General features: G+C 72.1%; 21 protein-coding genes and 1 tRNA gene. 16 read left to right on the top strand and 6 right to left on the bottom strand.

Going from position 1 to position 25115, the window contains the following annotated elements; all coding sequences use genetic code 11:
- Positions 1–162: 162 nt before the first annotated feature.
- From ABCQ75_RS01980 to ABCQ75_RS01955, 6 genes are all read left to right on the top strand, one after another.
- Positions 163–663, top strand: a complete 501-nt coding sequence (locus ABCQ75_RS01980) for an HNH endonuclease (protein WP_345882794.1) — start codon at positions 163–165, stop codon at positions 661–663.
- A gap of 26 nt (positions 664–689) precedes the next feature.
- On the top strand, positions 690–1709 hold the full coding sequence (locus tag ABCQ75_RS01975; RefSeq protein WP_345882793.1) for an NTP transferase domain-containing protein: 1020 nt from the start codon (positions 690–692) through the stop codon (positions 1707–1709).
- Positions 1706–3088: a molybdopterin molybdotransferase MoeA gene (locus ABCQ75_RS01970; RefSeq protein ID WP_345882792.1), complete on the top strand. Its 1383-nt coding sequence runs from the start codon at positions 1706–1708 to the stop codon at positions 3086–3088. Before ABCQ75_RS01975 ends, ABCQ75_RS01970 begins: the two co-directional genes overlap by 4 nt.
- Before the next feature lie 73 nt (positions 3089–3161).
- Entirely contained in the window at positions 3162–5489 is a 2328-nt protein-coding gene (locus ABCQ75_RS01965) for an FdhF/YdeP family oxidoreductase (protein WP_345882790.1), read from the top strand.
- 7 nt (positions 5490–5496) lie between these two features.
- Complete coding sequence (gene fdhD, locus ABCQ75_RS01960; RefSeq protein ID WP_345882789.1) at positions 5497–6363, top strand: formate dehydrogenase accessory sulfurtransferase FdhD; 867 nt, start codon at positions 5497–5499, stop codon at positions 6361–6363.
- A 9-nt stretch (positions 6364–6372) separates the two neighbouring features.
- Positions 6373–9468: an alpha-mannosidase gene (locus tag ABCQ75_RS01955; RefSeq protein WP_345882788.1), complete on the top strand. Its 3096-nt coding sequence runs from the start codon at positions 6373–6375 to the stop codon at positions 9466–9468.
- A 207-nt stretch (positions 9469–9675) separates the two neighbouring features.
- Here the strand turns inward: ABCQ75_RS01955 and ABCQ75_RS01950 are convergent, their stop codons facing one another.
- A complete protein-coding gene (locus tag ABCQ75_RS01950; protein ID WP_345882786.1) occupies positions 9676–10380 on the bottom strand; it encodes a hypothetical protein in 705 nt (234 codons plus the stop codon).
- The gene (locus ABCQ75_RS01945) at positions 10377–11108 is read right to left on the bottom strand and encodes a hypothetical protein (protein ID WP_345882785.1); all 732 of its coding nucleotides are present in this window, start codon (positions 11106–11108) and stop codon (positions 10377–10379) included. The genes ABCQ75_RS01950 and ABCQ75_RS01945 overlap by 4 nt, the downstream gene beginning before the upstream one ends.
- A 160-nt stretch (positions 11109–11268) precedes the next feature.
- Between ABCQ75_RS01945 and ABCQ75_RS01940 the strand changes: the two genes are divergently transcribed.
- Positions 11269–13164 (top strand): ABC transporter ATP-binding protein, encoded by a 1896-nt coding sequence (locus tag ABCQ75_RS01940; RefSeq protein WP_345882784.1) that lies wholly within the window; start codon positions 11269–11271, stop codon positions 13162–13164.
- 32 nt (positions 13165–13196) lie between these two features.
- A complete protein-coding gene (locus ABCQ75_RS01935) occupies positions 13197–13619 on the top strand; it encodes an NUDIX hydrolase (RefSeq protein WP_345882783.1) in 423 nt (140 codons plus the stop codon).
- 43 nt (positions 13620–13662) lie between these two features.
- Here the strand turns inward: ABCQ75_RS01935 and ABCQ75_RS01930 are convergent, their stop codons facing one another.
- Entirely contained in the window at positions 13663–14085 is a 423-nt protein-coding gene (locus ABCQ75_RS01930; protein ID WP_345882782.1) for a DUF6314 family protein, read from the bottom strand.
- A 13-nt stretch (positions 14086–14098) separates the two neighbouring features.
- A tRNA-Arg gene (locus ABCQ75_RS01925) sits at positions 14099–14172 on the bottom strand.
- 135 nt (positions 14173–14307) lie between these two features.
- On the opposite strand from ABCQ75_RS01925, the gene ABCQ75_RS01920 reads away from it, so the two are divergent.
- A complete protein-coding gene (locus ABCQ75_RS01920) occupies positions 14308–15342 on the top strand; it encodes a hypothetical protein (RefSeq protein WP_345882781.1) in 1035 nt (344 codons plus the stop codon).
- On the opposite strand, the gene ABCQ75_RS01915 is transcribed toward ABCQ75_RS01920, so the two are convergent.
- Positions 15284–15913, bottom strand: coding sequence for a hypothetical protein (locus ABCQ75_RS01915; RefSeq protein WP_345882780.1), 630 nt, complete (start codon positions 15911–15913; stop codon positions 15284–15286). The two genes, ABCQ75_RS01920 and ABCQ75_RS01915, sit on opposite strands and share 59 nt — an antisense overlap.
- 82 nt (positions 15914–15995) lie before the next feature.
- Between ABCQ75_RS01915 and ABCQ75_RS01910 the strand changes: the two genes are divergently transcribed.
- The 4 genes from ABCQ75_RS01910 (at position 15996) to ABCQ75_RS01895 (ending at position 18231) form a co-directional block, all read left to right on the top strand.
- Positions 15996–16832, top strand: a complete 837-nt coding sequence (locus ABCQ75_RS01910) for an inositol monophosphatase family protein (protein WP_345882779.1) — start codon at positions 15996–15998, stop codon at positions 16830–16832.
- A 249-nt stretch (positions 16833–17081) separates the two neighbouring features.
- On the top strand, positions 17082–17261 hold the full coding sequence (locus ABCQ75_RS01905) for a hypothetical protein (protein WP_345882778.1): 180 nt from the start codon (positions 17082–17084) through the stop codon (positions 17259–17261).
- A 146-nt stretch (positions 17262–17407) separates the two neighbouring features.
- Positions 17408–17926: a DUF892 family protein gene (locus tag ABCQ75_RS01900; protein ID WP_345882776.1), complete on the top strand. Its 519-nt coding sequence runs from the start codon at positions 17408–17410 to the stop codon at positions 17924–17926.
- Positions 17927–17997: 71 nt separating this feature from the next.
- On the top strand, positions 17998–18231 hold the full coding sequence (locus ABCQ75_RS01895) for a hypothetical protein (protein WP_345882775.1): 234 nt from the start codon (positions 17998–18000) through the stop codon (positions 18229–18231).
- A 27-nt stretch (positions 18232–18258) separates the two neighbouring features.
- Here the strand turns inward: ABCQ75_RS01895 and ABCQ75_RS01890 are convergent, their stop codons facing one another.
- Positions 18259–19848, bottom strand: coding sequence for an HNH endonuclease (locus tag ABCQ75_RS01890; RefSeq protein ID WP_345882774.1), 1590 nt, complete (start codon positions 19846–19848; stop codon positions 18259–18261).
- Positions 19849–20144: 296 nt separating this feature from the next.
- Between ABCQ75_RS01890 and pcrA the strand changes: the two genes are divergently transcribed.
- From pcrA to sucD, 3 genes are all read left to right on the top strand, one after another.
- Complete coding sequence (pcrA, locus tag ABCQ75_RS01885) at positions 20145–22685, top strand: DNA helicase PcrA (protein ID WP_345882773.1); 2541 nt, start codon at positions 20145–20147, stop codon at positions 22683–22685.
- Positions 22686–22892: 207 nt separating this feature from the next.
- Positions 22893–24062 carry an ADP-forming succinate--CoA ligase subunit beta gene (gene sucC / locus ABCQ75_RS01880; protein ID WP_345882772.1) on the top strand — a complete coding sequence of 390 codons (1170 nt, stop codon included), beginning with the start codon at positions 22893–22895 and terminating at the stop codon, positions 24060–24062.
- A 12-nt stretch (positions 24063–24074) separates the two neighbouring features.
- Positions 24075–25010, top strand: coding sequence for a succinate--CoA ligase subunit alpha (gene sucD, locus ABCQ75_RS01875; RefSeq protein WP_345882771.1), 936 nt, complete (start codon positions 24075–24077; stop codon positions 25008–25010).
- The last annotated feature ends 105 nt before the right edge of the window (positions 25011–25115 follow it).

Genomic DNA, 25115 nt, shown 5'->3' with positions numbered 1-25115 from the left:
TGCCTTCGCGTGAACGTTGGCGGACACCTCGGCGCCGGGCGCCCCGAACCGGGCAAGACGGTTGACGCGTTCAGTACGCTGGGAGAGTCGATCAGTCCGGCCAAGCACAGGGCAGCCGGCCCTGTTGCCCCTGACCGGATGCGGCCGTTAAGAGGAACGCGCATGCGCACACTCGTTCTGAATGCCGGTTATGAACCGCTCGCGGTGGTCACCTTCCGCAGGGCGCTCGTGCTCGTGCTCGCCGGGAAGGCGAGCATCGTGGCGGAAGACGGCGAACCAGTCGTCGGCCCGCGAGACGTGCTGAGCCGTCCGTCCGTGATCCTGCTCAACAGGTACATCCGCCCGCGCCGCACGCACGCAAGCGCGGTGACGCGGCGGGGAGTGCTCCGCCGGGACGCGCACACCTGCGCGTACTGCGGGAAGCCGGCGCACACCGTGGACCACGTGCTCCCACGCTCGCGCGGCGGTTCCGACTCATGGGAGAACCTCGTGGCCTGCTGCCTGCGGTGCAACAACGTCAAGGGCGACCACACGCCGGCCGAGATGGGCTGGAAGCTCCGTTTCACACCCGCGCCCCCCGTGGGCACGGTGTGGCAGATCAAGGAGCTCGAGAAGCCCGCTGAGCAGTGGAGCCCGTTCCTCGCCCCGGAGTCTGCAGCCTGAACGCCACTCTGCCACCGTTCGACCCTGTGCCACCGTTCGACACTGTGCCGCTGTTCGACGCCGCGCCGCTGTTCGACGCCGTCGTGGTCGCCGGCGGCAGGGCCTCCCGGCTCGGCGGCTTCCCCAAGCCCTTGCTGCGGATCGGGGGCCAGACCCTCCTCGAGCGTGCTCTGCGGGCCGTCAGCGCGGCGGGGACGGTCGTCGTCGTGGGCCCCGCTCCCGACCCAGCGGAGGCCCCGGCGCACGAGGACCCAGGGCCCACGGTGCTGTACACCCTCGAAGAGCCGCGCTTCGGGGGCCCGCTCGCGGCGGTGGGCTCGGGGGTCCGGGCGCTGGCCGGCCGTGCGGGCACGAGAGCACCCTGGACGGCCGTCCTGGCTGCGGACCTGCCGCGCGCCGCCGAGGCGTTCGCCCCTCTTGCCGTGGCGGCCGCCGGCGAGCCGGCGTGCGCGGGGATCGCCGCGCAGGACGAGACCGGCCGCCTCCAGCCCCTCCTGGCGCTCTACCGCAGCGACGAGCTCGCCCGCGCCCTCGAAGCGCTCGCCGCGCAGGGAGGCCTCGCAGACCGCCCGCTCAGGCACCTCGTTGCTAGGCTGGACCTGCTGCCCCTGCAGCTCCCGCCGGGCCTGGCCGACGACGTCGACACCTGGGAGGCCGCGGCGCGCTGGGGCATCAGGCGCCCGGACGCACCGGGTGCCGCGGCACACGGGGAGGATCCGAGCATGAGCGAGCCGTCGACTCCGGGCCAGCGGCCCACAGATGGGCCCGAGCAGGATGCGGTCCTGCATGCGTGGTGCGACGAGCTCGCCGAAGGGCTCGGGCTCTCGGGCCTCGAAGTGGACGTCGACGCCGTCCTGGGCCTCGCCGGCGTCGCCGCGCACACAGTGCTTCGACCCGCCGCGCCCCTGACCACGTTCCTCGCCGCATACGCCGCCGGCCTCGCCGTGGGCCGCGGCCAGGCCGAGCCTGGAGAGGCCTCGGGCGCGGCGGTCAGCGCCGCGCTCCGCATCACCCGGGCCCGGCGCGCCGCCGGCACCGAGGGATGACCCCCGGCGACGCGCCCGAGGCTGACCACCACGCGCTCCACCTGACCTGGACCGAGGCCCGCGAGACCGCGGCCCGCGCGGCCGGCCCCATCCCGCCGTCGGACGTGCCGCTCGCCGCTTCGGTGGGCCGCACCCTGGCCGAGGACGTCACCGCGCTGCGCGACATGCCCCATTACGCCTCGAGCGCCATGGACGGATGGGCCGTGAGGGGCACGGGGCCGTGGGTGCTCGCGGAGACGGGCGAGCGGCTCGCCGCGCACGAGGCCAGCACGATCGTGACCGGCGGCGACCTTCCGCCCGGCACCTCCGCGGTCCTGCGCCGCGAGCACGGCGAGGTGGCCCCGGACGAGGATGGCCTCCCGCACCTCCGCCTCGCCGCCGGCGCGCCCCCCGGCTCGCCCCGCGGTGGCGCGGACATCCGCCCCGCGGGGGAGGAGGCACGTGCCGGCGAGGTCCTCGTCCCCGCCGGGACCGTGCTCACGCCCGCACACGTCGCGCTCGCCGCGCTGGCCGGCTACGACGGACTCACGGTGACCGGCCGGCCGCTCGTGCGGCTCGTGCGCACGGGCGGGGAAGTCGTCGAGTCGGGGCTGCCGGGGCCGGGGCTCGTGCGCGACGTGTTCAGCCACCTCGTCCCGCCGCTGCTCGCGGCCTACGGCGGCATCCTCGCCGGCCACGATCGGATCGGCGACGACGCCGGTGAGTGGGCCGCCGCGCTCGCCGACGTGCCGCAGGGGCCGGAGAGCGCCGGGGCGGACGACGCCGGGCATGGCGCTGCGGTGGGCGCGCCGGCGGACGTCGTGGTCACCACGGGCGGAACGGGCCGGGGCGGGAGCGACCACCTCCGCGGCATCGTGGCGGACATGGGCGGGCGGATCCTCGTGGACGGGGTCGCAATGCGGCCCGGCCACCCCACGGTGCTCGCCGAGCTGCCCGACGGGCGGTTCGTGCTCGGGCTCCCGGGCAACCCCCTTGCCGCGATCGTCGGCCTCGTGGCTGTAGGGGAGCCGCTGCTGGCGGCGCTGTCGGGGCGCGAGCCGCTCACCGCGGTCGAGCTTCCGAGCGGTGAGGCGTTCGAGGCGGACCCCCGCCGCACGCGCATTGTGCCGTTCCGGCGGGTCTACGGGATGGCCTCGCCGCGCTCCGGGACCGGCTCGGGGATGCTGCGCGGCCTGGCCGCGGCGGACGGGCTCATGGTGGTCCCGCCCCACGGTGTGGAGCTCGGCGAGCCGGTTGCCTGCCTGCCGCTGCCGTGGGGGCGTCCCCTCGTGGAGCCCGGGGCGGGAGGCGCCCGCAAGGGCCGGGGCCAGAGCAGGGGCGGCTCGCGCGGATCCAGCGGATCCAAGGATCCGGTGGACTGGAGCGCGCTCGACGTGTGATGCTCGCCACATTGCTGACCACATACTGGGCCGCAGTTCGCGTTTTCGGTGTGAGGGGGAGCACGATGGGTCCATGACGCACAAGTCCCCGGTCACGGACATCAACGAGGATTCCCTGCACGTCGAGGCACCCGAGACTTCGGCCGCCGGCATCAAGGCTGTCACGGTCGCTCTGCAGCGCAGCCTGGAGCAGGCGGGGCCACTCCGCACCGCCCGCTCCCTCCTGCGGATCAACCAGCGCGGCGGTTTCGACTGCCCCGGCTGCGCGTGGCCCGAATCCGACGGCAGGCGCAAGACCGCAGAGTTCTGCGAGAACGGTGCCAAGGCCGTTGCCGAAGAGGCATCTGTCTCCGCCGTGACCCCCGAATGGTGGGAGGCGCACCCCATCGCCGAGCTCGAGGACAAGACCGACTACTGGCTGTCCAAGCAGGGCCGCATCACCGAGCCCGTGGTGCTCCGTCCCGGGGACGACCGCTACCACCGCATCTCCTGGAGCGAGGCGTTCGAGCTTGTCGGGGAGCACATCCGCGCGACGACCCCGGACCGCTGCGTCTTCTACACGTCCGGGCGCACCGCGAACGAGACCGCGTTCATGTACCAGCTGTTTGCGCGCAGCCTTGGCACCAACAACCTCCCGGACTGCTCGAACATGTGCCACGAGTCCTCCGGCTCGGCGCTCAACCCCACCATCGGGATCGGCAAGGGAACCGTCTCCCTCGACGACATCCACCACGCCGAGCTCGTGTTCGTCGTGGGGCAGAATCCGGGCACGAACCACCCGCGCATGCTCTCCGCCCTCAAGGAGTGCCGCGACAACGGCGGCCGGGTCGTCGCCGTCAACCCGCTCCCCGAGGCGGGCCTCCTGCACTTCAAGGACCCGCAGACGGTGTCCGGCTACGTGGGCGAGGGATCGACCATCTCGGACCACTTCCTGCAGATCAGGGTCGGCGGCGACCTCGCGCTCTTCCAGGCACTCGGCCACCTCCTCCTGGAGGAGGAGAAGCGCGCGCCGGGCACCGTCGTCGACCGCGCCTTCATCGAGGCCCAGACGGAGGGCTTCGAGGCCTACGAGGCCGCGCGCGCCACGATCGACTGGGAGGAGACCGAGCGCGCCACGGGACTGTCCCGCCTCGAGATCGCGACGATCGCGGACCTCATGGCGAAGTCGAAGGCCACCATCATGTGCTGGGCGCTCGGCCTGACGCAGCAGCCGCACTCCGTGGACACGATCCGCGAGATCATCAACCTCCTCCTGCTCCAGGGCAACTTCGGCAAGCCGGGTGCCGGCGCGTGCCCCGTGCGCGGGCACTCCAACGTCCAGGGCGACCGCACCATGGGCATCTGGGAGAAGCCCAAGGAATGGCTCCTCGCGGCCCTGGACAAGGAGTTCGGCATCCACTCGCCGCGCGAGCACGGCTTCGACTCGACCGAGACGCTGCACGCTTTCGAGAACGACGACGTGGACGTCTTCGTCGCCCTTGGCGGCAACTTCGCACAGGCCAACTCGGACACGCTCGCCCTCGAAGCGGGGATGCGCCGCGCTGGGCTCACGGTCCACATCTCGACCAAGCCCAACCGCTCGCACGTGGTGCACGGGAAGACCTCGCTCATCCTCCCCACGCTCGGGCGCACCGACCGGGACGACAAGCATCCCAAGGGCCGCCAGTTCCTCTCCGTCGAGGACTCGATGTCGATGGTCCACGCGACCCAGGGCCGCCTCGAGCCGATCTCGGAGCACCTCCTGGCCGAGCCGGTCATCGTCGCACGCATGGCCGTGGCGGCGCTGGGCGACGACCACCCGGTGGACTGGCGGGCCATGGCCGAGGACTACGACGTGGTCCGCGACCACATCTCCCGTGTGCTCCCGGGCTTCGAGGACTTCAACACCCGGATCCGCACCAAGAACGGGTTCGTCCTGCCGAACCCGCCGCGGGACACGCGCACCTTCGCGACCGACATCGGCAAGGGCCGGTTCACCGTGGCCCCCCTCGAGTACCTCGAGGCGCCGGAGGGCCACCTCATCCTCCAGACGGTGCGCAGCCACGACCAGTACAACACCACGTTCTACGGGCTCGACGACCGCTACCGGGGGATCCGCGACGGCCGCCGGGTCATCCTCGTCCACCCCGAGGATCTCGCGGAGCTCGGCTTCGAGGACCGGGAGCTCGTCGACGTCGTGAGCGTGTTCCGGGGCGAGAAGCGCCGGGCGGAGCGCTTCCGGCTCGTCGCCTACCCGACGGCGAGGGGCTGCGCGGCCGCCTACTTCCCCGAGGCGAACGGACTCGTGCACCGCGATCTCGTGGCGCGGGAGTCGAACACCCCGGGCTTCAAGGCCATCACTGTCCGGTTCGAGCGCCACACCCCGGAAGGCGCCGAAGCGCTCGCCGGGCAGCTGAGCTAGGAGGGCCATGGGCCGGCTGACGCAGCGCCGCAAGGTCGTCAAGCACGTCCTGGGCAGCGAGCACCCCGTCCGCACCCGGGAGGACGTGCTCGTGGTCGAGGAGCCCCTCGAGATCCGCCTGGGCGGAGGGGCCGGCGCGGCTGCGGGCGGCGCGATGTCCTACAGCGTGACCATGCGCACGCCCGGGGACGACTTCGACCTCGTGGCCGGATTCCTCGTCTCCGAGGGCGTCGTGTGGGAAAAGGGCCAGATCCTCGCCGAGCGGTTCTGCGCGGGCGAGGACGAGGACGGGCGGCAGACCTTCAACGTCGTCGAGGCGCAGCTCCACCCCGGCGTCGCGCTCCCCGAGACCGGCCGGAACGTGTACACCTCGAGCTCGTGCGGCATCTGCGGCACCGACTCGATCGAGTCGGTGCGCCGGTCCGGGCACCACAGCCCGGCCGACGACGACGTGCGGCTCACGCCCGAGCTCGTCGCCTCCCTTCCCGACCGCCTCCGCGAGGGCCAGGCCCTCTTCTCGAAGACCGGCGGCGTCCACGCGGCGGGCCTGTTCCGGGTCACGGAGGACGGCGCGGACGCCGAGCTCGTGTGCCTGCGGGAGGACGTGGGCCGGCACAACGCCGTGGACAAGGTCGTGGGATGGGCGCTGCGCGAGGGCCGGCTGCCGCTGCGCGGGACGGTGCTCCAGGTCTCCGGCCGGGCCTCGTTCGAGCTCGTCCAGAAGGCGGCCATGGCCGGGATCCCCGTGCTCGCGGCGGTGAGTGCGCCCTCGTCCCTCGCCGCGGACCTCGCAGAGACCTCCGGCGTGACCCTCGTGGGCTTCAGCCGTGGGACGAGCTTCAACGTCTACGCGGGGCATTCCCGCATCACCTGAGGGGGCAGCGTGCACGACGACCGCCGCATCACCGAGGCCCGGATCGACCGGCTCCTGCGCGAGCGGCTCGTGCCCGCCGTCCACCGGCGCACGACGCCGCTGCGCGCCTCGCGCTGGGACGCCCCGGGCGAGCCCGTCCCGGCGCGGGAGGCCTTCGCGCAGGAGTTCGTGCGAGCGGCCGAGGGCGAGGCCTGGGGCCGCCCGTGGGGCACGACCTGGCTGCGCCTCGCGGGCGAGGTGCCCGACGGCTGGGGTGGGCCCGGCACGGACGTGGAGGCTGTCGTCGACCTCGGATTCATCCACGAGGAGCCGGGCTTCCAGTGCGAGGGTCTCGTGTGGCGCGGTGACGGCACGACCGTCAAGGCGCTCAACGCCCGCAACCACCACGTCCCGCTCCGTGCCCTCGGCGGGGGCCCGCACGTGGACTTCTGGGTCGAGGCGGCCGCGAACCCGGACCTCGTCCGGGGCTGGACGTTCGCCCCCACGCCGCTAGGGGACCCCGAGACGGCGGGGAGCGAGCCGTGCTACCGCCTCGGGCCCATGGTGCTCGCCGAGAGGGACCTCGCGGTGTGGGAGCTCGTCCAGGACGTCACCTGCCTGGTCGGGCTCATGCGCGAGCTTCCCGAGGACCGTCCCCGCCGCCACCGCATCCTACGCGCGCTCGAGGACATGGCGGACGCCGTCGACCCGCACGATGTCGCCGGCACCGCTCCCGCCGGGAGGGAGGCCCTCGCGGGCGTGCTCGCCGACCCGGCGCCGGCGAGCGCGCACCGGCTCGTCGGCGTCGGCCACGCCCACCTCGACACCGCGTGGCTGTGGCCCCTCCGGGAGACTGTGCGCAAGTGCGCCCGCACCTTCTCGAACGCGATCGCCCTCATGGACGAGGACCCCGACTTCATGTTCGCGTGCTCCTCGGCGCAGCAGTTCGCGTGGGTCCAGGCCGAGTACCCCGCGCTGTTCGAGCGGATCAAGGAGCGCGTGGCCGAGGGGCGGTTCATCCCGGTGGGCGGGATGTGGGTCGAGTCGGACACCAACATGCCCGGCGGGGAGGCGATGGCACGCCAGTTCGCGGAGGGGAAGCGGTTCTTCCTCGAGGAGCTCGGAGTGGACTGCGAGGAGACGTGGCTGCCCGACTCGTTCGGGTACTCCGCGGCCCTCCCGCAGATCGTGCGGGCGGCGGGGAACCGCTGGTTCCTCACCCAGAAGATCTCGTGGAACCAGACCGACCGCTTCCCGCACCACACCTTCTGGTGGGAGGGGATCGACGGGACCCGCGTCTTCACCCACTTCCCGCCCGCGGACATGTACAACTCCGATCTGCGCGCCTCGCACCTCGCCCACGCCGAGCGGAACTTCAGCGAGCACGGCCGCGCCTCGGTGTCCCTCATCCCGTTCGGCTACGGCGACGGCGGCGGCGGGCCCACGCGGGAGATGATGGCCGCCGCGCGACGCTGGGCGGACCTCGAGGGCTCGCCCCGGCTGGAGATCGCCAGCCCGCGCCGGTTCTTCGCCGAGGCCGAGGCCGAGTACTCCTCGGCTCCGGTGTGGGTGGGGGAGATGTACCTCGAGAAGCACCGGGGCACCTTCACGGCCCAGGCCCGGACCAAGCGGGGGAACCGGCGTGCCGAGCATGTGCTGCGGGAGGCCGAGCTCTGGTGCACGGCGGCGGCCGTCCGCCAGGGGGCGCCCTACCCGGTGCAGGAGCTGCGCCGCCTGTGGCGGCTCACGCTCCTGCACCAGTTCCACGACATCCTCCCGGGCAGCTCGATCGCGTGGGTGCACCGCGAGACGGAGGCGGTGCACGCGGGGATCGAGCACGACGCCGAGCGGCTCATCGCGGACGCCGCCGCAGCGCTCGTCGGCCCCGGCGAGACCGATTTCCTCCTCAATGCCGCACCCCACAGCCGCGGTGGCGTGCCCGCCCTGGCCGCGGGCGCCGTCGTGCCTCCCGCGGGCCGGGCGAACGCGGAGGCGAGGGCGGAGCGCACTGCCGAGGGCGGGCGCCGCTGGGTGCTGGACAACGGAGTGCTCCGCGCCGAGGTGGACGGGCGCGGCCTCCTCGTCTCCCTCGTGGACGCGGCCACGGGGCGCGAGGCGGTGGCGCCGGGGGACGGCGGGAACCGGCTCGAGCTGCACCGGGACACGCCCAACGAATGGGACGCGTGGGACCTGGACGGGTTCTACCGGAACACGGTCGAGGGCGCCGGGGAGGCGAGCGTCGGCATCGCCGCCGGCGGCGGCGCAGCCGAAGCGGGGGGTGCAGCGGCCCTGACGGTCGAGCGCGCCATCGGCGCCTCGCGGGTGCGCCAGCGGATCGTCCTCGCGCCCGGCGCCGCTTCGCTGCGGATCGAGACGGAGGTGGACTGGCACGAGCGGCAGAAGCTGCTCAAGCTCGGCTTCCCGCTTGACCTGCGCGCGGCGCACAGCGCCTCCGAGACGCAGTTCGGGCACGTCCTGCGCCCTGTCCACACGAACACCTCGTGGGACGCCGCGCGGTTCGAGGTGTGCGCGCACCGCTGGATCCACGTGGGGGAGGGGCCGTACGGGGTCGCGATCGCCAACGACTCCGTCTACGGGCACGAGGTCACCCATGCGGTCCGCGCCGACGGGGGCACGACGACGACCGTCCGGCTCTCGCTCCTGAAGTCGCCGCAGTACCCGGATCCGGGGGCCGACGCCGGGGTGCACTCCTTCGCGGTCACGGTCTCGCCCGGGGCGGGGATCGCCGAGGCGGTCCGCGAGGGCTACCGCGTCAACCTGCCCGAGCGCACGGTTCGGGGCGGACGCCCTGTCGAGCCCATCGTCGTCGTGGACAACCACGCGGCAGTGGTGGAGGCGGTCAAGCTCGCGGACGACGGCTCCGGGGACGTGGTGGTGCGTCTCTACGAGGCCCTCGGGGCGAGGGCGGTGGCGCGCGTCGCGGCCGGGTTCCCGTGCTCCGGGGTCGAGCAGGTGGACCTTCTCGAGCGGTCCCTTTCGGAGGGCGGGCGTCCCGCCGTCGCCGCCGGGGCCATGGACCTGCGGCTGCGGCCGTTCGAGCTCGTCACGCTGAGATTCCGGCGGGGTCTGGGCTCCTCGGAGGGATCCGGCGCCTTAAATGGCTGAGTGGAGGCGGCCCCCCCGGGCCGCCGCCACTCATCCCCCCAATGAGAACCATCCTGTCCCCCTGAACAGGTGACGTTCACACAATCATGATTCTGGCACGGACTAATGAAAATGTGAACCCAGTTCCTCCGCCGAGTGGATTTTTTACGCAACGTTCACCTTGGGCGGGGGCACGCAAGGCGGCGCGCCCGCCCCGGCGCCGCCTAGTCAGGCTTTCGCCGTGCGGGCCCGCCGGTCCTGCAGGCTCGCGAGCCAGATGACCCCCAGCCCGCCGAAGAGCAGCAGGAGGGTGCCGTAGTTCATGGTCTGCATGACGGGCGTCCAGCCTGGCGGCATGAGGATGAAGGTGTTGGTCAGGGCCAGGAGCGCATAGCCGCCGGCGAGCAGCGCGGCAGCGGTGCGCAGCACCGCCCGTCCGCGGGTCCGGGCAGCTCCCACGAGCGCCGGAAGGAGCACGATCCCGGTGAAGGTCGGGTAGAGCCGTCCCAACGCCCCGTAGACGTCCAGCCAGGGGTCCCCGTCGAGGGCGCGGAGGCCCACGCTCGAGGCGGCCTGGTCCATGAGCAGGAACGACGCGACTGTCCCAGCGCCCACGAGGCCGAGGGCGGCCAATCCGAACGGGCCCAAGAGTGCGCGCTCGGCCCTGTAGGCGCCGAAGGCCCGCGCGATCCGCACGGCGAGGAGCAGGCACACGGCATAGATGATGAACCGCAGCACGAGGTTGGTGAGGTTGATCCCGCCGATCACGGCGTCGATGGCCAGATAGGGGCCTTTGATGCTCAGCAGGATCGCGGCGGCGAACAGCAGGAAGAGCACGAGCATGAGCCGGTTCTCGCCGCGCCGGGCGGCGGGGATCCGGACGGCAGCGAGCAGCAGCGCCACGGCGAACGTGGTCCAGGCGAGCCAGGTCATCCGAGGTGCTCCCATACTCGCCGCGTGGCGTGCGCGTCTCGGTCGTCGCGGCGGAGAGCACGGCCCAGCGCCGCGAGCCGGTCCGCGGCCATGAGCGCGAGGTCCGCATCCTTGAGCCGGTGCATGGCGTCCTCGCATGCGGAAGGGTCCCACCCGGCCTCGCCGGGCGTCACGAGGCCCGTCACCACGAGGCCATTGCGGAGGCCGACCCCGGCCTGCCGCGCGGTGCTCACAGCGAGCTCGGGGCTCAGGCGGTTCGCACGCAGCTGCGCCGAGAGGTTCTGGGGGAGGATGCCTGCGGCCTCGCTCACGCGGTGCCGCAGCTCGCCGTCGTCGATTGCATCGACCCACTGCCGGACCGTGGGCTCGCCAGCGCCGGGCAGGCACTCGCCCTGCACGGCCGCCGGCGCCGAGGTGTCGCCACCGCGCATGAGGAGCTCCTGGAGGAATCGGGCGGTGGGCACCTGGCTCAAGAGCTCGGCATCGGTGGGCGGTGCGGTGCTTGCGGCGAGGTCCTGGTACGGCTCGAAGCGCGCGAGGCCGAGGACCGGGTTCTGCCCGAACGCACGCGCGATCGCGACCACCGTGGTCTCCGCGACCTTCCCCCGGACGAGCTGCTGCGCGAGCGTGCTGCGCTTGACGCCGGACTGGCGGCAGACGTCCGCGGCGCTCGAGCCCGGTGCGAGCTCCTGCATCCAATGGCGGAAGTCCAGAGCTGAGACTGGCAAGGATCCCCCTCTCCACGTCGGGCCCCCCCACAGGCCAACTGGGTCGATTTTACGCGCTCGAAGAAGGTGTCTTATGCTGGTGCCCGGCCCGCCGGCTCGCGCACCCCCCAATCGCGAGCCGGCGGGTCTTTCACGTGGGGCGGAAGGCGGCACAGCACACATGAGCAGCATGTACAGCGCAGCGTGGAGCTCGCTGCACCAGATCTCCCAGGCCAAGGACGGGCAGAACCCGTTCAACCGGGTGACCCTCCGGCGCGTCCTCGCCTTCGCGCGCCCGCACCGTGCGCGCCTCGCGGCCTTCGTGGCATCCTCCGTCATCACGGCCTTCCTCGCCGTCGCGACGCCCGTCCTCGCGGGCCGGGTGGTGGACGCGATCGTCGCGGCGGAACCGCCCGCCACGGTGACCTGGCTCGCGGTGCTCATTGCCGGCGTCGCGCTCGCTGACGCCGCCTTCGGCATGCTCACACGCTGGCTCTCGGCGACCATCGGCGAGGGCGTGATCCTCGACCTGCGCCGAGCCGTCTTCGACCATGTCCAGAAGATGCCGATCGCCTTCTTCACCCGCACCCGCACCGGCGCGCTCGTGAGCCGCCTCAACAATGACGTGATCGGCGCGCAGGCGGCGTTCGCGGGGACGCTCTCCGGCGTGGTGAGCAACTCGGTGGCGCTGATCCTCACGGTCGCGGTGATGGTGCAGACCTCGTGGCTCGTCACCGCCCTGGCCCTCGTGCTGCTCCCCGTCTTCCTCCTGCCCGCGCGCCGCATGGGCACGCGCGTGGCCGGCCTCCGCCGCGAGGCCGCCGCCCACAACTCCGCGATGAGCACGCAGATGACCGAGCGGTTCTCCGCTCCCGGGGCCACCCTCATCAAGCTCTTCGGCCGGCCCGACGAGGAGTCGAGGGAGTTCGCCGTCCGCGCCCGCCGCGTGCGGGACATCGGCATCCGGTCCTCGATGCTCACCCACGCCTTCATCACCGCGCTCACCCTCGTCTCCGCCCTCGCCCTCGCGCTCGTCTACGGGGTGGGCGGCTCGCTCGCGCTGGACGGGCAGCTCGCGGCGGGCGACGTCGTCGTGCTGGCGCTGCTGCTCACGCGCCTCTACGCGCCCATCACCAACCTCTCCAATGCACGCGTGGAGATCATGAGCGCGCTCGTGAGCTTCGAGCGGGTCTTCGAGGTCCTGGACCTCGTGCCGCTCATCCGCGAGAAGGACGGCGCGCGCGAGCTCCCCGCCGGCCCGGTCGCGGTCGAATTCGATTCCGTCCGCTTCGCCTACCCTTCCGCCGAGAAGGTCTCGCTCGCCTCGCTCGAGGAAGTCGCCGTGCTCGACTCCCGCGGCGGCGAGGAGGTCCTCCACGGGGTGGGCTTCCGGATCGAGCCCGGGCAGACGGTCGCGCTCGTCGGCTCCTCAGGGGCCGGCAAGTCCACCATGGCGCAGCTCGTCGCGAGGCTCTACGACGTGGACTCCGGTGCTGTGCGGATCGGCGGTGTCGACGTGCGGGACGCGACGTTCGCCTCGATGCGCGGCACCGTCGGCATGGTGACGCAGGACGGCCACCTCTTCCACGCCTCGATCGCCGAGAACCTCCGCCTGGCGCGGCCCGGCGCGAGCGAGGACGAGCTGTGGGAGGTGCTGCGAAGGGCCCGCCTCGAGCCCATGGCGCGCTCGCTCCCGGACGGGCTCGAGACGGTGGTGGGCGAGCGCGGGTACCGGCTCTCCGGAGGCGAGCGGCAGAGGCTCACCATCGCCCGGCTCCTGCTCGCGGCCCCCCGCGTGGTCATCCTCGACGAGGCGACGGCGGCGCTGGACTCGACCAACGAGGCCGCCGTCCAGGCAGCGCTCGCCGAGGCCCTCGAGGGCCGGACCGCCCTCGTGATCGCCCACCGGCTCTCGACCGTTCGGGCGGCGGACCAGATCCTGGTGGTGGAGGCCGGCCGGATCGTGGAGCGGGGCACCCACTCCGAGCTGCTGGCCGCCGGCGGCCGCTACGCCGAGCTCTACAGCACCCAGTTCGCCGAGGCCTCCGCCGTGGCGGGGGACTACACCCTCGACTGACCTACGTGCTCCCCACGAGCTAGGCTCGGACCATGCCCTCCCGCATCGTGGTCTCCGCCGTCTGCGTCTTCTCGCCGGGCGGCCGACTCCTGACCGTCCGGAAGCGGGGCACGGACCGCTTCATGCACCCCGGCGGCAAGCCCGAGCCCGGCGAGAGCGCCGCCGATGCAGCGAGCCGCGAGCTCGCCGAGGAGGTCGGGATCGGCGTCCCCGCCTCGGAGCTCACGCTCATGGGCGTATGGGTTGCACGGGCCGCGAACGAGGCGGGCACTGACATCGAGGCCACGGTGTTCCGTGCCCCCGGGGCGCATGACCCGGACGAAGTGCACCCTGCCGCCGAGATCGCCGAGCTCCGGTGGATCGATCCCGCCGCCGATGCTGCGGCGGACCTCGCACCGCTCCTGACCGACCACATCCTCCCGGTCCTGAGGGCGCCGAGGGTCGCAGGGGCCTGACCCCGCGTGGCAGGGGCCCGACCCCGGCCGGCCCGCTGAAGCCTCAGCGGCGGTGCAGCTCGCTCTCGAGCAGGAGGTCCTTGGCGGGCCCGTGGACGTCCCAGACCCAGCGCAGGGAGTCGGGCCCGAGGGCTTCGTAGGTGACCCGGTAGTCGTCCGGCGAGCACCAATGGGCGGCGCCGGCCGAGCCGGTGCCCAGGTCCGCGCGATGGAAGGGGCGGCCGTCGGGGAAGGAGACCTCCATAGCGGAGGGCTCGTCTGTCTGCGACCAGACGTACTCGCGCGCGGCTGGGCCCTCATGCGAGCCCCAGCGCATGGTGCCGGACTCGCGCTGCAGGAGCCCGCCGTCGGGCGTGTCCGTGAACGCGACTGTGCCGGTGAAGGTGCCCACCGTGCCGCTTGCGCGGTCGGTGAGGCGGCGCTGCAGGGCCCACGTCCCGCGAAGGTACGTGCGCAGATCAGGCACCGGATACGACAAGTGCCCCCGACCGGAATCGAACCGATGGCCTGCCCTTTAGGAGAGGGCCGCTCTATCCTACTGAGCTACGGGGGCCCGCCCGCGCAACGCGGGCACGCTCCAGCATACCGAATCCGCGGGGTGCTCCTGCGCGCCCGTCCGCCCACCGTGGCGCCGCCACGGGGCCCGGCGTGCCGTGGAGTGTCGGACCCCGTGGCTAGGCTGGGCGGCATGGCAGCCAGAGGAGACGACGCGGCCAGAGGAGACGAAGCGCCAAGAGGAGGCGGCGCGGCGGGCGGAGCCAGCGCGCCCGGGGGGCGGCCGTCCGCTGCCGGGATCGTGGACGGCGTGCGCCACTACCTCGGCGCGTGGTCCGCCGTGAGCGTCCTCCAGTTCTTCGCCGCGGAGGCCGCCGCGATCGCGTGGTGGGCCGGTCCGGCCCCGTACAGCCGACGGCTCGGGTTCATCAGCGACCTCGGCCAGACCACGTGTGCCCCGCACGGGGCGCGGGACGTGTGCTCGCCGCTGCACCTGCTCATGAACATCTCGTTCGTGCTGCAGGGCGCGGGCATGGTCATCGCGGCCCTGCTCATCACCTCGGCGGTGCTCCGCGTGGCGGCAGATGCCCCGGCCGCGCTCGCCGACCGCCGGCTCGCAGCCGCGCTCGCCCCCCGCAGCCTCCATGCGGCATCCGCCCGCGCGCGTGGGCCCGCCGCGCGTGCCTCCCCCGCGCCCGAGTCCGCCCGCCCTGCCGCAGCCGCTGGGGGAAGGCGCACGACGCCGCCCGGCAGCATCCGCTCGATCCTCGCCGCGGTGCGCGGCGGGCACCCTGCGGCGGCCGTCCCGTGGGCGGGTGTGCTCGCGGTTCGGGTCCTGCTCGGGATCGCCGGCGTGGGCGTGGCCGTGGTGGGCCTCGTCCCCCAGGACGTGGCGCAGGGCCTGCACCTGACGGGCGCGGTGGGGTACTTCGGCGGAGGCTCGCTCGCGCTCGTGGTCCTGGGGGTCCTCTGGCTGCGGCGGACGGCGGCGGGGTGGCCCGTGCTCCTGTGCGGAGGGGTGGCTGCGGCAGCGACGGCGCTCGGCGGGGTCCTGCACATGGAGGTGCCCGAGCCGGGCACCCTCGAGCGGGCGATGGGCTACCCCATCACGGCCGGAATCGCGCTCGCGGGCGCGGTGATTGCCTACCGGCTCGGGGTCCGGCCCCGGTTCAGGCCCGGCGCCGCCGTCGCGCGGCGAGGACAGCAGCCCCCGCACCCGCGAGCATGAGGACCAAGAGCACCCACCCCGCCACGACGAGAACGGCCGCGAGGACCGACTGCCCGCCGTCGCCGGTTGCGAGGGCGCCGTCCACGGCAACGTTGCCCCACAGGCGCACCACGACGAACAGCGCCACGAGCCCGAACGCCGCCCACCGCAGCACCGCACCGCGGAGCCAGGTGCCGAAGACGAGGAGGAAGGTGAAGCCGGCCACGAGGGGGAAGATCGTCCCGGCCGTCCTGTGCACGTAGGACAGCTGCCCGAGTGCGTCGGCGTCCATGGCCGAGCGCAGCTGGGCCACGTAGTCGGGTGAGAAGCCCCCCACGAGCGAGTCAGGCATCGCGAGACCGCCCGAGAGCTGGGTCATCTGCTGGAGCGTGAGCAGGTGCAGGTACCAGAACATGAACACGCTCGCCACGAGTCCCGCGATGATGATGAGCTTCGCGTTGCACTCGGCCTGCTCGGGAGTCCGCGCAGTGGTGGGGTTGAGGGGCCGGCCCGGCTGCCCTCCGCGGTGGCCGGGGGCCTGGGCGGCCCTGTCTCCGTGCTTGCGGGCGCGCTGGGCGGGGGTCTTGGACATGCCCCCATTATCCCGCTGCGTCAGGGTGCAGCCGCCTGGGGGAAGGCGCCGGAGGAGCGGGCCGCCCGGGTACGCTGAGGGGGTGGCTGAGACACCCGCATCCCTGGACCTGCCCGACCTCGATCCCTCCCTCACCGACGCTGAGCTGGCCGAGCAGCTCGTGCGAACGGCTGGCGGCCTTGCCCTCGCGATGCGCAAGGATGGCCTGACTGCGGAGCGCAAGACCTCCGTCTCTGACATCGTCACGGCTGCGGACAAGGCCGCGGAGGCGTATGTCCTCGAGCAGCTCCGGCGCTGCCGTCCCGACGACGGGGTGTTCGGCGAGGAGGGCGCGTCCGTGCCCTCGTCCTCGGGCCGCACGTGGGTGATCGATCCCGTGGACGGGACGCTGAACTTCTTCACCGGCTCGAGCTACTGGTGCTCGGCCATTGCGCTGCGGGGCGAGGCAGCGCCGGACGAGCCGGATCCGAACCCGCTCCTGGGCGCCATCTTCCAGCCCCAGGAGGACAAGCTCTGGATCGGCGGGGTGGACACGCCCGCGACCCTCAACGGGGCCCCGCTCGCGGGGCCGGGCACGGACCGTCTCGCCGCGACAGGCGTGGCGACCTCCATCCAGCCGCGCTGGCTCGAGCAGCCCCTCTCCGCGATGCCATGGCATGCCGCCGCGGTGGGCTCCGCGTCCATCCGCATCCTCGGCTCGGGCTCGTGCGACCTCGCGCGCGTCGCGAGCGGCGAGATCGGCGCCTGGTTCCAGCATTCGTGCCCCCAGTGGGACTGGCTCCCGGGCAAGGCGATCCTCACGGCCGCCGGCGGCGCCACCGAGACAGTCGAGGTGAACGGGCTGACGTGGTTCGCCGCGGGAGGCGCGACGGCGGTCCACGAGATCATCGCCGCCCTCGCCTCCGCGCGCCTCACCTGAGGGGACCGCGCCACGCGCCGGCGGGTGGCGGGCTGGCTGGCGTCGGCCGCGCGGGGCGGGCAGGCCGGCTGGCTGGGAGTCAGGCGGGTTGGCCGCCGGCAGCACCCCGGGGCTCTTGACCCTCCGCAGCGGCGGTGCTGTGCTGGACCCACGCGCGCCGGGAGCGATGTCTTGGACGCAGGTCCGGGCCTGGATCGGCTCCCGCGGCCGGACAACCCGCGCGTGAGGCGACGGCGAAGGAGGACGGACATGGCAGCCATCGACGATGACGGGCAGGCGCGCCGCGAAGAGGACCCCTCGGAGGACTTCGTCGTCGAACCGGATGTGCCGGTCTGGGACGAGGAGGACGGGCTCATCGATTCCGAGGACATCGTCGTGGAGGCCGATCCGGCCGACCTCGCAGAGCAGCACCGCAGCGCCGAGGAGTAGAGGCCGCAGGCTGTCCTGCCGGGGCTGCTCCATTGTCCGGGCCGGGCGGCCGCGGGACAATGGAGGGACCATGAGCGGCGGACGCGCCGCACGATGATCGTCACCGTGGTCCGGCAGCGCCCGCCAGCAGGGAGGCGAGGACTGCCATGTTCGAGCATTTCTCAGAGGCGCACGAGCTCTTCGTGTACCGCCTTGGCATAGTGCGCGGGACGAGCCGCCGCGGGATCGTGACGCTCGGGACCCTCGAGCAGCGTGCCCAGCGGCGCGAGGTCAACGCGCTGGTCCTGGATCTCGCAGAGGAGGCTCGGCGCCACGCCGCAGTTCTCGAGGATGTGTTCGCCGAGCTGGGGCGCAACGTGGCCGTGCCCGTCTGCCACGCCGCGGACGGTCTGGACCGCGAGGCGCATGCGCTCCTGCGCAAGACCGACGCTGAGATCGCGGACCTCGCGGTCCTGTCCATCGCGCTGGAAGTCCAGTATGCCGCCATCGCCGTCTACGAGTCCGCCGTCGTTTACGCACGCGCCTGGCTCGGGGAGCGGCTCGCGGAGCAGCTCGAATCCTGCCTGACCGAGCAGCTCGCGTCCCGCAACCGCGTCCTGGCCCTCATGGACGCGGTGTTCGCGAGCGCGGAGACGGTTCGGGCCACGCGCCGCGAGACGCCCTGAGGGCGCCGGCGCGCGCCAGGACGTGCACGCGCGCCAGGACTTGGAGGAGGCCAGAGATGGAGGAGGGAAGCATGGAACGGCATGAGCCGGGCAAGCCCGAGACCCGTGTCCAGGCCTTCATGCGGGCCATGAGCCGCCTGCGCGGTGTCTACGGCCCCGCGAACCGCAGGGACCTGTCCGAGCCCGAGCGTTACGGCAGCAATCCCGAGGATGCCAAGGAAGCGGACGAGCTGGCCGGCATCGAAGTCGAGACCGACAGCGAAGGCCACCACTACGGCGTCCGCAAGGACGGCAGCGGGGACTGACCGCGCCCCGAACCCGGGCGTGCTGCTTCAGAAGGGCGCTTCGGGCTGCCCCTCAACGTGTGGCTGCTCGCGATCGAGTGGCTGCTCGCGATCGAGTGGCCTTGGGCAAGGTGCGCGCCCGTCTGGGGTCCCGTCGGACACCGGCTCCCCGGGGAGCAGCGGGAATGGCTGCGCGGGCATGTCCCTCTGACCGAGCATCCGGTCCCGATCGGCAGGGGTGGTGGTCCGTTCGTAGGTGAGCATGGTGGTGAAGACGATCGTTCCGGTCGGCTCGTCGTACTGTCCGCCAGATGCGGTGCGGGCCGCTTCCTGCCGCGCCTGTATGAGCGCCAATGACTTGAGCGCGTGGTGCCGGGCGCACAGGTGCGCGAGGTTGTCAGCGTCGGTGCCCCCGCCGTCCTGCCACTCCTTCGTGTGGTCGATGTCGGACGACTCTGCAGGCCGGGTACACCCGGGGAAACGGCAGGTACCGTCCCTGTAGCGGAGGAACCGCCGCAGCGGCTCGGGTGGACGGTAGGCGGTGCGGCCGATCCGCAGCGGCGCGCCGTCAACGTCGTCGAAAATCCTGTGCCATGTGGGGGCCTCTGCGGCGAGCCGGCGTGCCGTGCCCGCGTCGACGACCCCGTAGCCGTCGAGGTACGCGGTGCCCTCATCGGACCCGAGGACCACCGAAGCCGGCACATGGACCACGACCTCTGCCCGCACAGATGCGAGCATGTCTTCGGGGACGGCGGGACCGTCCGCAGAACCGTCCGCGGGGCTCTGCGCAGAACCGTCCGCGGGACTGTCCGCGGAGCCGTCCGCAGAACCGCCCGGCAGTGCCGCGCCCAGCCCCAGATGTGCAAGCGTGTCCGCCCGGAGCTGGGGGAGCGTACGGTGCTCCCCCGGGGCCCGGTGCGCGGACGGGGCCTGCGCATCGATGCGCCGGTAGAAGGCCATGCCCGTCTCGGCTGGCAGGAGGGCGCTCAGCGAGACCATGCCGTCATCCTCGGGACGCAGCCACACGCCGCGTTCCTGCGCGGCGGCGCGCTTCCGGACCTGAATGGACTCCGGGTGCATCTTCTCCCTCAGGTCCCGGGCGGTGCGGCGGAATTCCCCCGGCGTCCGGAGCCTGCCGGCTCGGGTGCGCGCCGCCGCGAGTGCCGCGATCCCGAAGGCCTCGCGTGCAGATTCCGGAAGGGACGCGGCCTGGTCCACGATGGTGCGGGCATGCTGGTCCGTGATGTCGCCGGATTCGAGGGCGTCCATCACCGCCACGTGGGTACTGCTCAGTTCCCTCGCCGTGTTCACGAGCCGCGCAGCCGCAGCCTCGGACGTTCCCTGGAGCAGCGCCACCTCGGTCACTGTGAGGGCGTGGGCGACGTTTCCGTCAAGCCTCTCCGGCTGGCCTTCCCGGGTGGCCGCCGGCACCTCGGACATTCCCTCCCGGACCCTCTCCACCGCCGCAGCCTGGACCGCCGACGCCCACGCCATCAGATGCGGGGTCTCGGCGACGATCGCGGCGGCCTCCTCAAGGGACATGAGCGAGGGATCTGTGGCCCAGAGTCGGCCGCGGAACCCGCTGCCGTGCCGCGGGGCGAACATGTTGGCCTCGGGCGCGGTCAGCTCCGTCTGCATTGCCGCGCCTCCTCTCAGGGTCCTCATCCCGCCTTCAGCCGGGTGCCGCAGGGTTGATTCAGGCCACTCGTCGATTCAGGTCGGTGGTCGATATGAACCAGCAGCCTATTCGAAAATATGTTCGAATCATATGGCATTCGCGCCCACAGGGGAAGGGGCTGGAGCGGGCCCCCTCACAGCTGTGAGGCCCGGCTGGGGACGGATGCGGGTGGGGAGGCCCGGGCGGCCGAGTGAGGGAGGCGCGCCTGGGCTGCCGGAGGAGGAGTGTCGGGAGCCGGGCCTAAAATGGAAGGACCATGGACATGCTCTTCGACCCCTATGCACACGTGCCCAAGGCAGGCATGCCCGGTGGCGCGCACGAGCCGGATCCCGAGGAGCTGCCCCCTGCGCCCGACGAGGAGGGCGCCCCGGAGGAGCTGCCCGCCGGCTGGCTCCCCGCCTCCGATCCCGCCGAGGACGCCCGCCGCGAGGCGGAGGCCGAGGCCGCGCACCTGCTCGAGGGGCTCAACCCGCAGCAGCTCGAGGCCGTAACCCACGCGGGCAGCCCGCTGCTCATCGTCGCGGGCGCCGGATCCGGCAAGACCCGCGTGCTCAGCCACCGGATCGCGTACCTGCTGGCCACGCGCCGCGCGCACCACGGCGAGATCCTCGCCATCACCTTCACCAACAAGGCCGCTGCAGAGATGCGCGAGCGCATCGAGGCGCTCGTGGGGGACCGGGCCCAGCGGATGTGGATCTCCACGTTCCACTCCTCGTGCGTCCGGATCCTGCGCAGGGAGGCCTCGAGCGTCGGGCTGAACTCGAACTTCTCCATCTACGACTCTGCGGACTCGCTGCGCCTCATCACGCTCGTGCACAAGGGGCTCGAGCTCGATCCCAAGAAGGTGGCGCCGAAGGCTGTCCAGCACAAGATCTCCGCGCTCAAGAACGAGCTGATCGACGCCGAGGACTTCGCCGCGCGCGCCAACTTCAACGATCCCTTCGAAGCCGGCGTGGCCGAGGTGTACAAGGGCTACGCCGAGCGCCTGCGCCAGGCGAACGCGATGGACTTCGACGACCTCATCGCCCAGACGGTGTACATGTTCCGGGCCTTTCCCGCCGTCGCCGAGAACTATCGCCGCCGCTTCCGGCACGTGCTGGTGGACGAGTACCAGGACACCAACCATGCCCAGTACGCGCTCGTCCGGGAGATCGTGGGCGCGGGAGACGGCTCCGAGGCCGGCGCAGGCGTGGAGCCGGCCGAGCTCACCGTGGTGGGCGACTCGGACCAGTCGATCTACGCGTTCCGCGGGGCGGACATCCGCAACATCGTCGAGTTCGAGAAGGACTACCCGGACGCCCGCACCATCAAGCTCGAGCAGAACTACCGCTCCACACAGACCATCCTCTCCGCCGCGAACGCGGTGATCGCCCGCAACCCCAACCGCCCCGAGAAGCGGCTGTGGACTGCGGAGGGGGACGGCGAGCGGATCATCGGCTACGCCGGCGAGAACGAGCACGAGGAGGCCCGCTTCATCGCGGGCGAGATCGACCGGCTCACGGACGCCGGCGCGTTCCGGCCCGGCGACGTCGCCGTCTTCTACCGCACCAACGCGCAGTCCCGCAGCCTCGAGGAGATCCTCATGCGCGTGGGCCTGCCCTACAAGGTGGTGGGCGGGACGCGCTTCTACGAGCGCAAGGAGGTCAAGGACGCGCTCGCCTACCTTCGCGTCCTGGTCAACCCGGACGACGACGTCAACCTCCGGCGCATCCTCAACGAGCCCAAGCGCGGGATCGGGGAGCGGGCCGAGGGGACCATCGCCGCGCTCGCGGAGCGCGACCGGATCCCGTTCATGGCGGCCATGCGCCGAGCCGACGAGGCCCCCGGCATGGCCACCCGCTCAGTCAATGCAGTGCGGACCTTCGTCAAGCTGCTCGATGACCTCACGGCGGTCGCGGAGGGATCCGGTGCGGCCGCGTCGCTCGAGGCCGTGCTCGAGCAGACGGGCTACCTCGCAGCCCTGCGCACTTCGACGGACCCCCAGGACGAGTCGAGGGTCGAGAACCTCGCCGAGCTCGTCGCCGTCGTGCGCGAATACGAACGGGAGAACCCCGAGGGGAGCCTCGAGGCGTTCCTCGAGCAGGTCTCCCTCGTGGCGGACGCCGACCAGATCCCGGACACGCCCGACGGCGCGTCCCAGGCCGAGGTGGACGCTGCAGTCGCGGAGGCGAAGCGGCAGGGTGTCGTGACCCTCATGACCCTGCACACGGCCAAGGGCCTCGAGTTCCCGGTCGTGTTCCTCACCGGCATGGAGCACGGGGTGTTCCCGCACCGCCGCTCGGCGACGGACCCCGACGAGCTCGCCGAGGAGCGGCGGCTCGCCTACGTGGGCCTCACCCGTGCCCGCAAGCGGCTCTACGTCACCCGCTCCGAGGTGCGCAGCCTCTGGGGGCAGAGCGAGTACTACCCGGCGAGCCAGTTCCTCGGGGAGATCCCCGCCGAACTCATCGACTGGAAGCGCGAGGGCTCCAAGCGGCCGCCGGCGGTGGGCACCGCAGGCGACCGGTTCTCCCGGTTCGGCGGCGACTCCCGCTACGGCGGGTCGTCGTGGGGCTCCGGGACGAGCCGGAACGCCCAGTTCGCGACCATCTCTCCCGCCCAGAAGGCGAACCGCGTCCAGCCGCAGAAGGAGGTGATCGCCGTCGAGCCCGGGGACACGGTGAACCACACAGCGTTCGGCGAGGGCACCGTCATCGGCGTCGAGGGCGCGGGGGACAAGACCGTGGCGAAGGTGCGGTTCGACATCGGCGAGAAGCGGCTCCTCCTGCGCTACGCGCCCCTCACGAAGGTGGGGTGAGGGCCGGAGAACCCCGGAATTCCGGGGTTTTTCTACGGTTCGTAGAGCTGTGCGCTTCGTCACTAAAGCGTCATGCCCGGCGCCGCCCCCGGGGTCGAGGGACTAGAGTTGCCCCTTGGAGCACTGGGCCCGCCGGAGGGAAGCTCCCTCCCGGCGAACCACGGGTGTTCCGAGTCAGAACTACTTCGACGTAGAGGACACTGAACCGTGGACCTGTTTGAATACCAGGCGCGCGATCTGTTCGAGGCACACGGCGTTCCCGTGCTGGCCGGAATCGTTGCGCACACCCCCGAGGAAGCCAAGGCTGCAGCCGAGAAGATCGGCGGCGTGACCGTCGTCAAGGCACAGGTGAAGATCGGCGGCCGCGGCAAGGCCGGCGGTGTCAAGGTCGCGAAGTCCGCTGACGAGGCCTTCGAGCACGCCTCGAACATCCTCGGCATGGACATCAAGGGCCACACGGTCAAGAAGGTCATGATCGCGCAGGGCGCGGACATCGCAGAGGAGTACTACTTCTCCGTGCTCCTCGACCGCTCCAACCGCAACTACCTGGCCATGTGCTCGGTCGAGGGCGGCATGGAGATCGAGCAGCTCGCCGTCGAGCGGCCCGACGCCCTCGCGAAGGTCCCCGTGGACCCGGCAGTCGGCATCGACGCCGAGAAGGCCGCAGAGATCGTAGAGAAGGCCGGCTTCGCGCCGGAGCTGCGCGAGAAGGTCGCCGCAGTGCTCGTGAAGCTGTGGGACGTCTTCAAGGGTGAGGACGCCACGCTCGTCGAGGTCAACCCGCTCGTCAAGACCGGCGCCGGCGACATCGTCGCCCTCGACGGCAAGGTCTCGATCGACGAGAACGCCGGCTTCCGCCACGCCGAGCACGAGGAGCTCGTCGACAAGGACTCCGAGGACCCGCTCGAGGCCAAGGCCAAGGCCCTCGACCTCAACTACGTCAAGCTCGACGGCGAGGTCGGCATCATCGGCAACGGCGCCGGGCTCGTCATGTCCACGCTCGACGTCGTGGCCTACGCGGGCGAGCGCCACGGCAACGTCAAGCCGGCCAACTTCCTCGACATCGGCGGCGGCGCCTCGGCCGAGGTCATGGCGAACGGCCTCTCGATCATCCTCGGCGACGACCAGGTCAAGAGCGTCTTCGTGAACGTCTTCGGCGGCATCACGGCATGCGACGCCGTGGCGAACGGCATCGTCGGCGCGCTGGACAAGCTCGGCGACTCGGCCAACAAGCCGCTCGTCGTGCGCCTCGACGGCAACAACGTCGACGAGGGCCGCCGCATCCTCCACGAGGCCAACCACCCGCTGGTGACCCTCGCCGAGAACATGGACCAGGGCGCCGACAAGGCTGCCGAGCTCGCGAACGCTGCTAACTAAGGGACGAGAGAAATGTCGATCTTCCTCAACAAGGACAACAAGGTCATCGTCCAGGGCATCACCGGCGGCGAGGGCTCCAAGCACACCGCCCGCATGCTCGCGGCCGGCACCAACATCGTCGGCGGCGTGAACGCCCGCAAGGCCGGCACCACGGTCAAGCACCAGGACCAGCACGGCGCGGAGATCGAGCTCCCCGTCTTCGGCTCCGTCAAGGAGGCCATGGCCGAGACCGGCGCGGACACGTCGATCGTGTTCGTCCCGCCGGCCTTCACGAAGGACGCCGTGGTCGAGGCCATCGAGGCCGAGATCGGCCTCGTCGTGGTCATCACCGAGGGTGTCCCGGTCCAGGACTCGGCCGAGTTCTGGGCGCTCGCGCAGTCCAAGAAGGACGCCGACGGCAACCAGACCACCCGCATCATCGGCCCGAACTGCCCCGGCATCATCACCCCGGGCGAGGCCCTCGTGGGCATCACCCCGGCCAACATCACCGGCAAGGGCGGCGTGGGCCTCGTGTCCAAGTCCGGCACCCTGACCTACCAGATGATGTACGAGCTCCGTGACCTCGGCTTCTCCACCGCGATCGGCATCGGCGGCGACCCCGTCATCGGTACCACCCACATCGACGCCCTTGCGGCGTTCGAGGCGGACCCGGACACGAAGGCGATCGTCATGATCGGCGAGATCGGCGGCGACGCCGAGGAGCGCGCGGCCGAGTTCATCAAGAACAACGTCACGAAGCCGGTCGTCGGCTACGTCGCGGGCTTCACCGCTCCCGAGGGCAAGACGATGGGCCACGCCGGCGCCATCGTCTCCGGCTCCTCCGGCACGGCCCAGGCGAAGAAGGAGGCCCTCGAGGCCGCCGGCGTCAAGGTCGGCAAGACGCCGTCCGAGACCGCCCACCTCCTCCGCGAGGTCTACCCGGTGCACCTCCCGGAGTCGAACCTCTGACGCACTTCCGGCGGGTCACCCGCTGAAGCACGACGGCGGGCGGGCGCCCGGCCCCCCGCAGGCGGCCCGCCCCCCGCGTGGGGGCGGGGGGGGCTACCGCCCGGG

The organism is Sinomonas halotolerans (assembly GCF_039615075.1).
GTDB classification, from domain to species: Bacteria; Actinomycetota; Actinomycetes; order Actinomycetales; family Micrococcaceae; genus Sinomonas; species Sinomonas halotolerans.
Note: the sequence above shows the minus strand (reverse complement) of the source record. Positions and strands in the feature narration are given on the sequence as shown.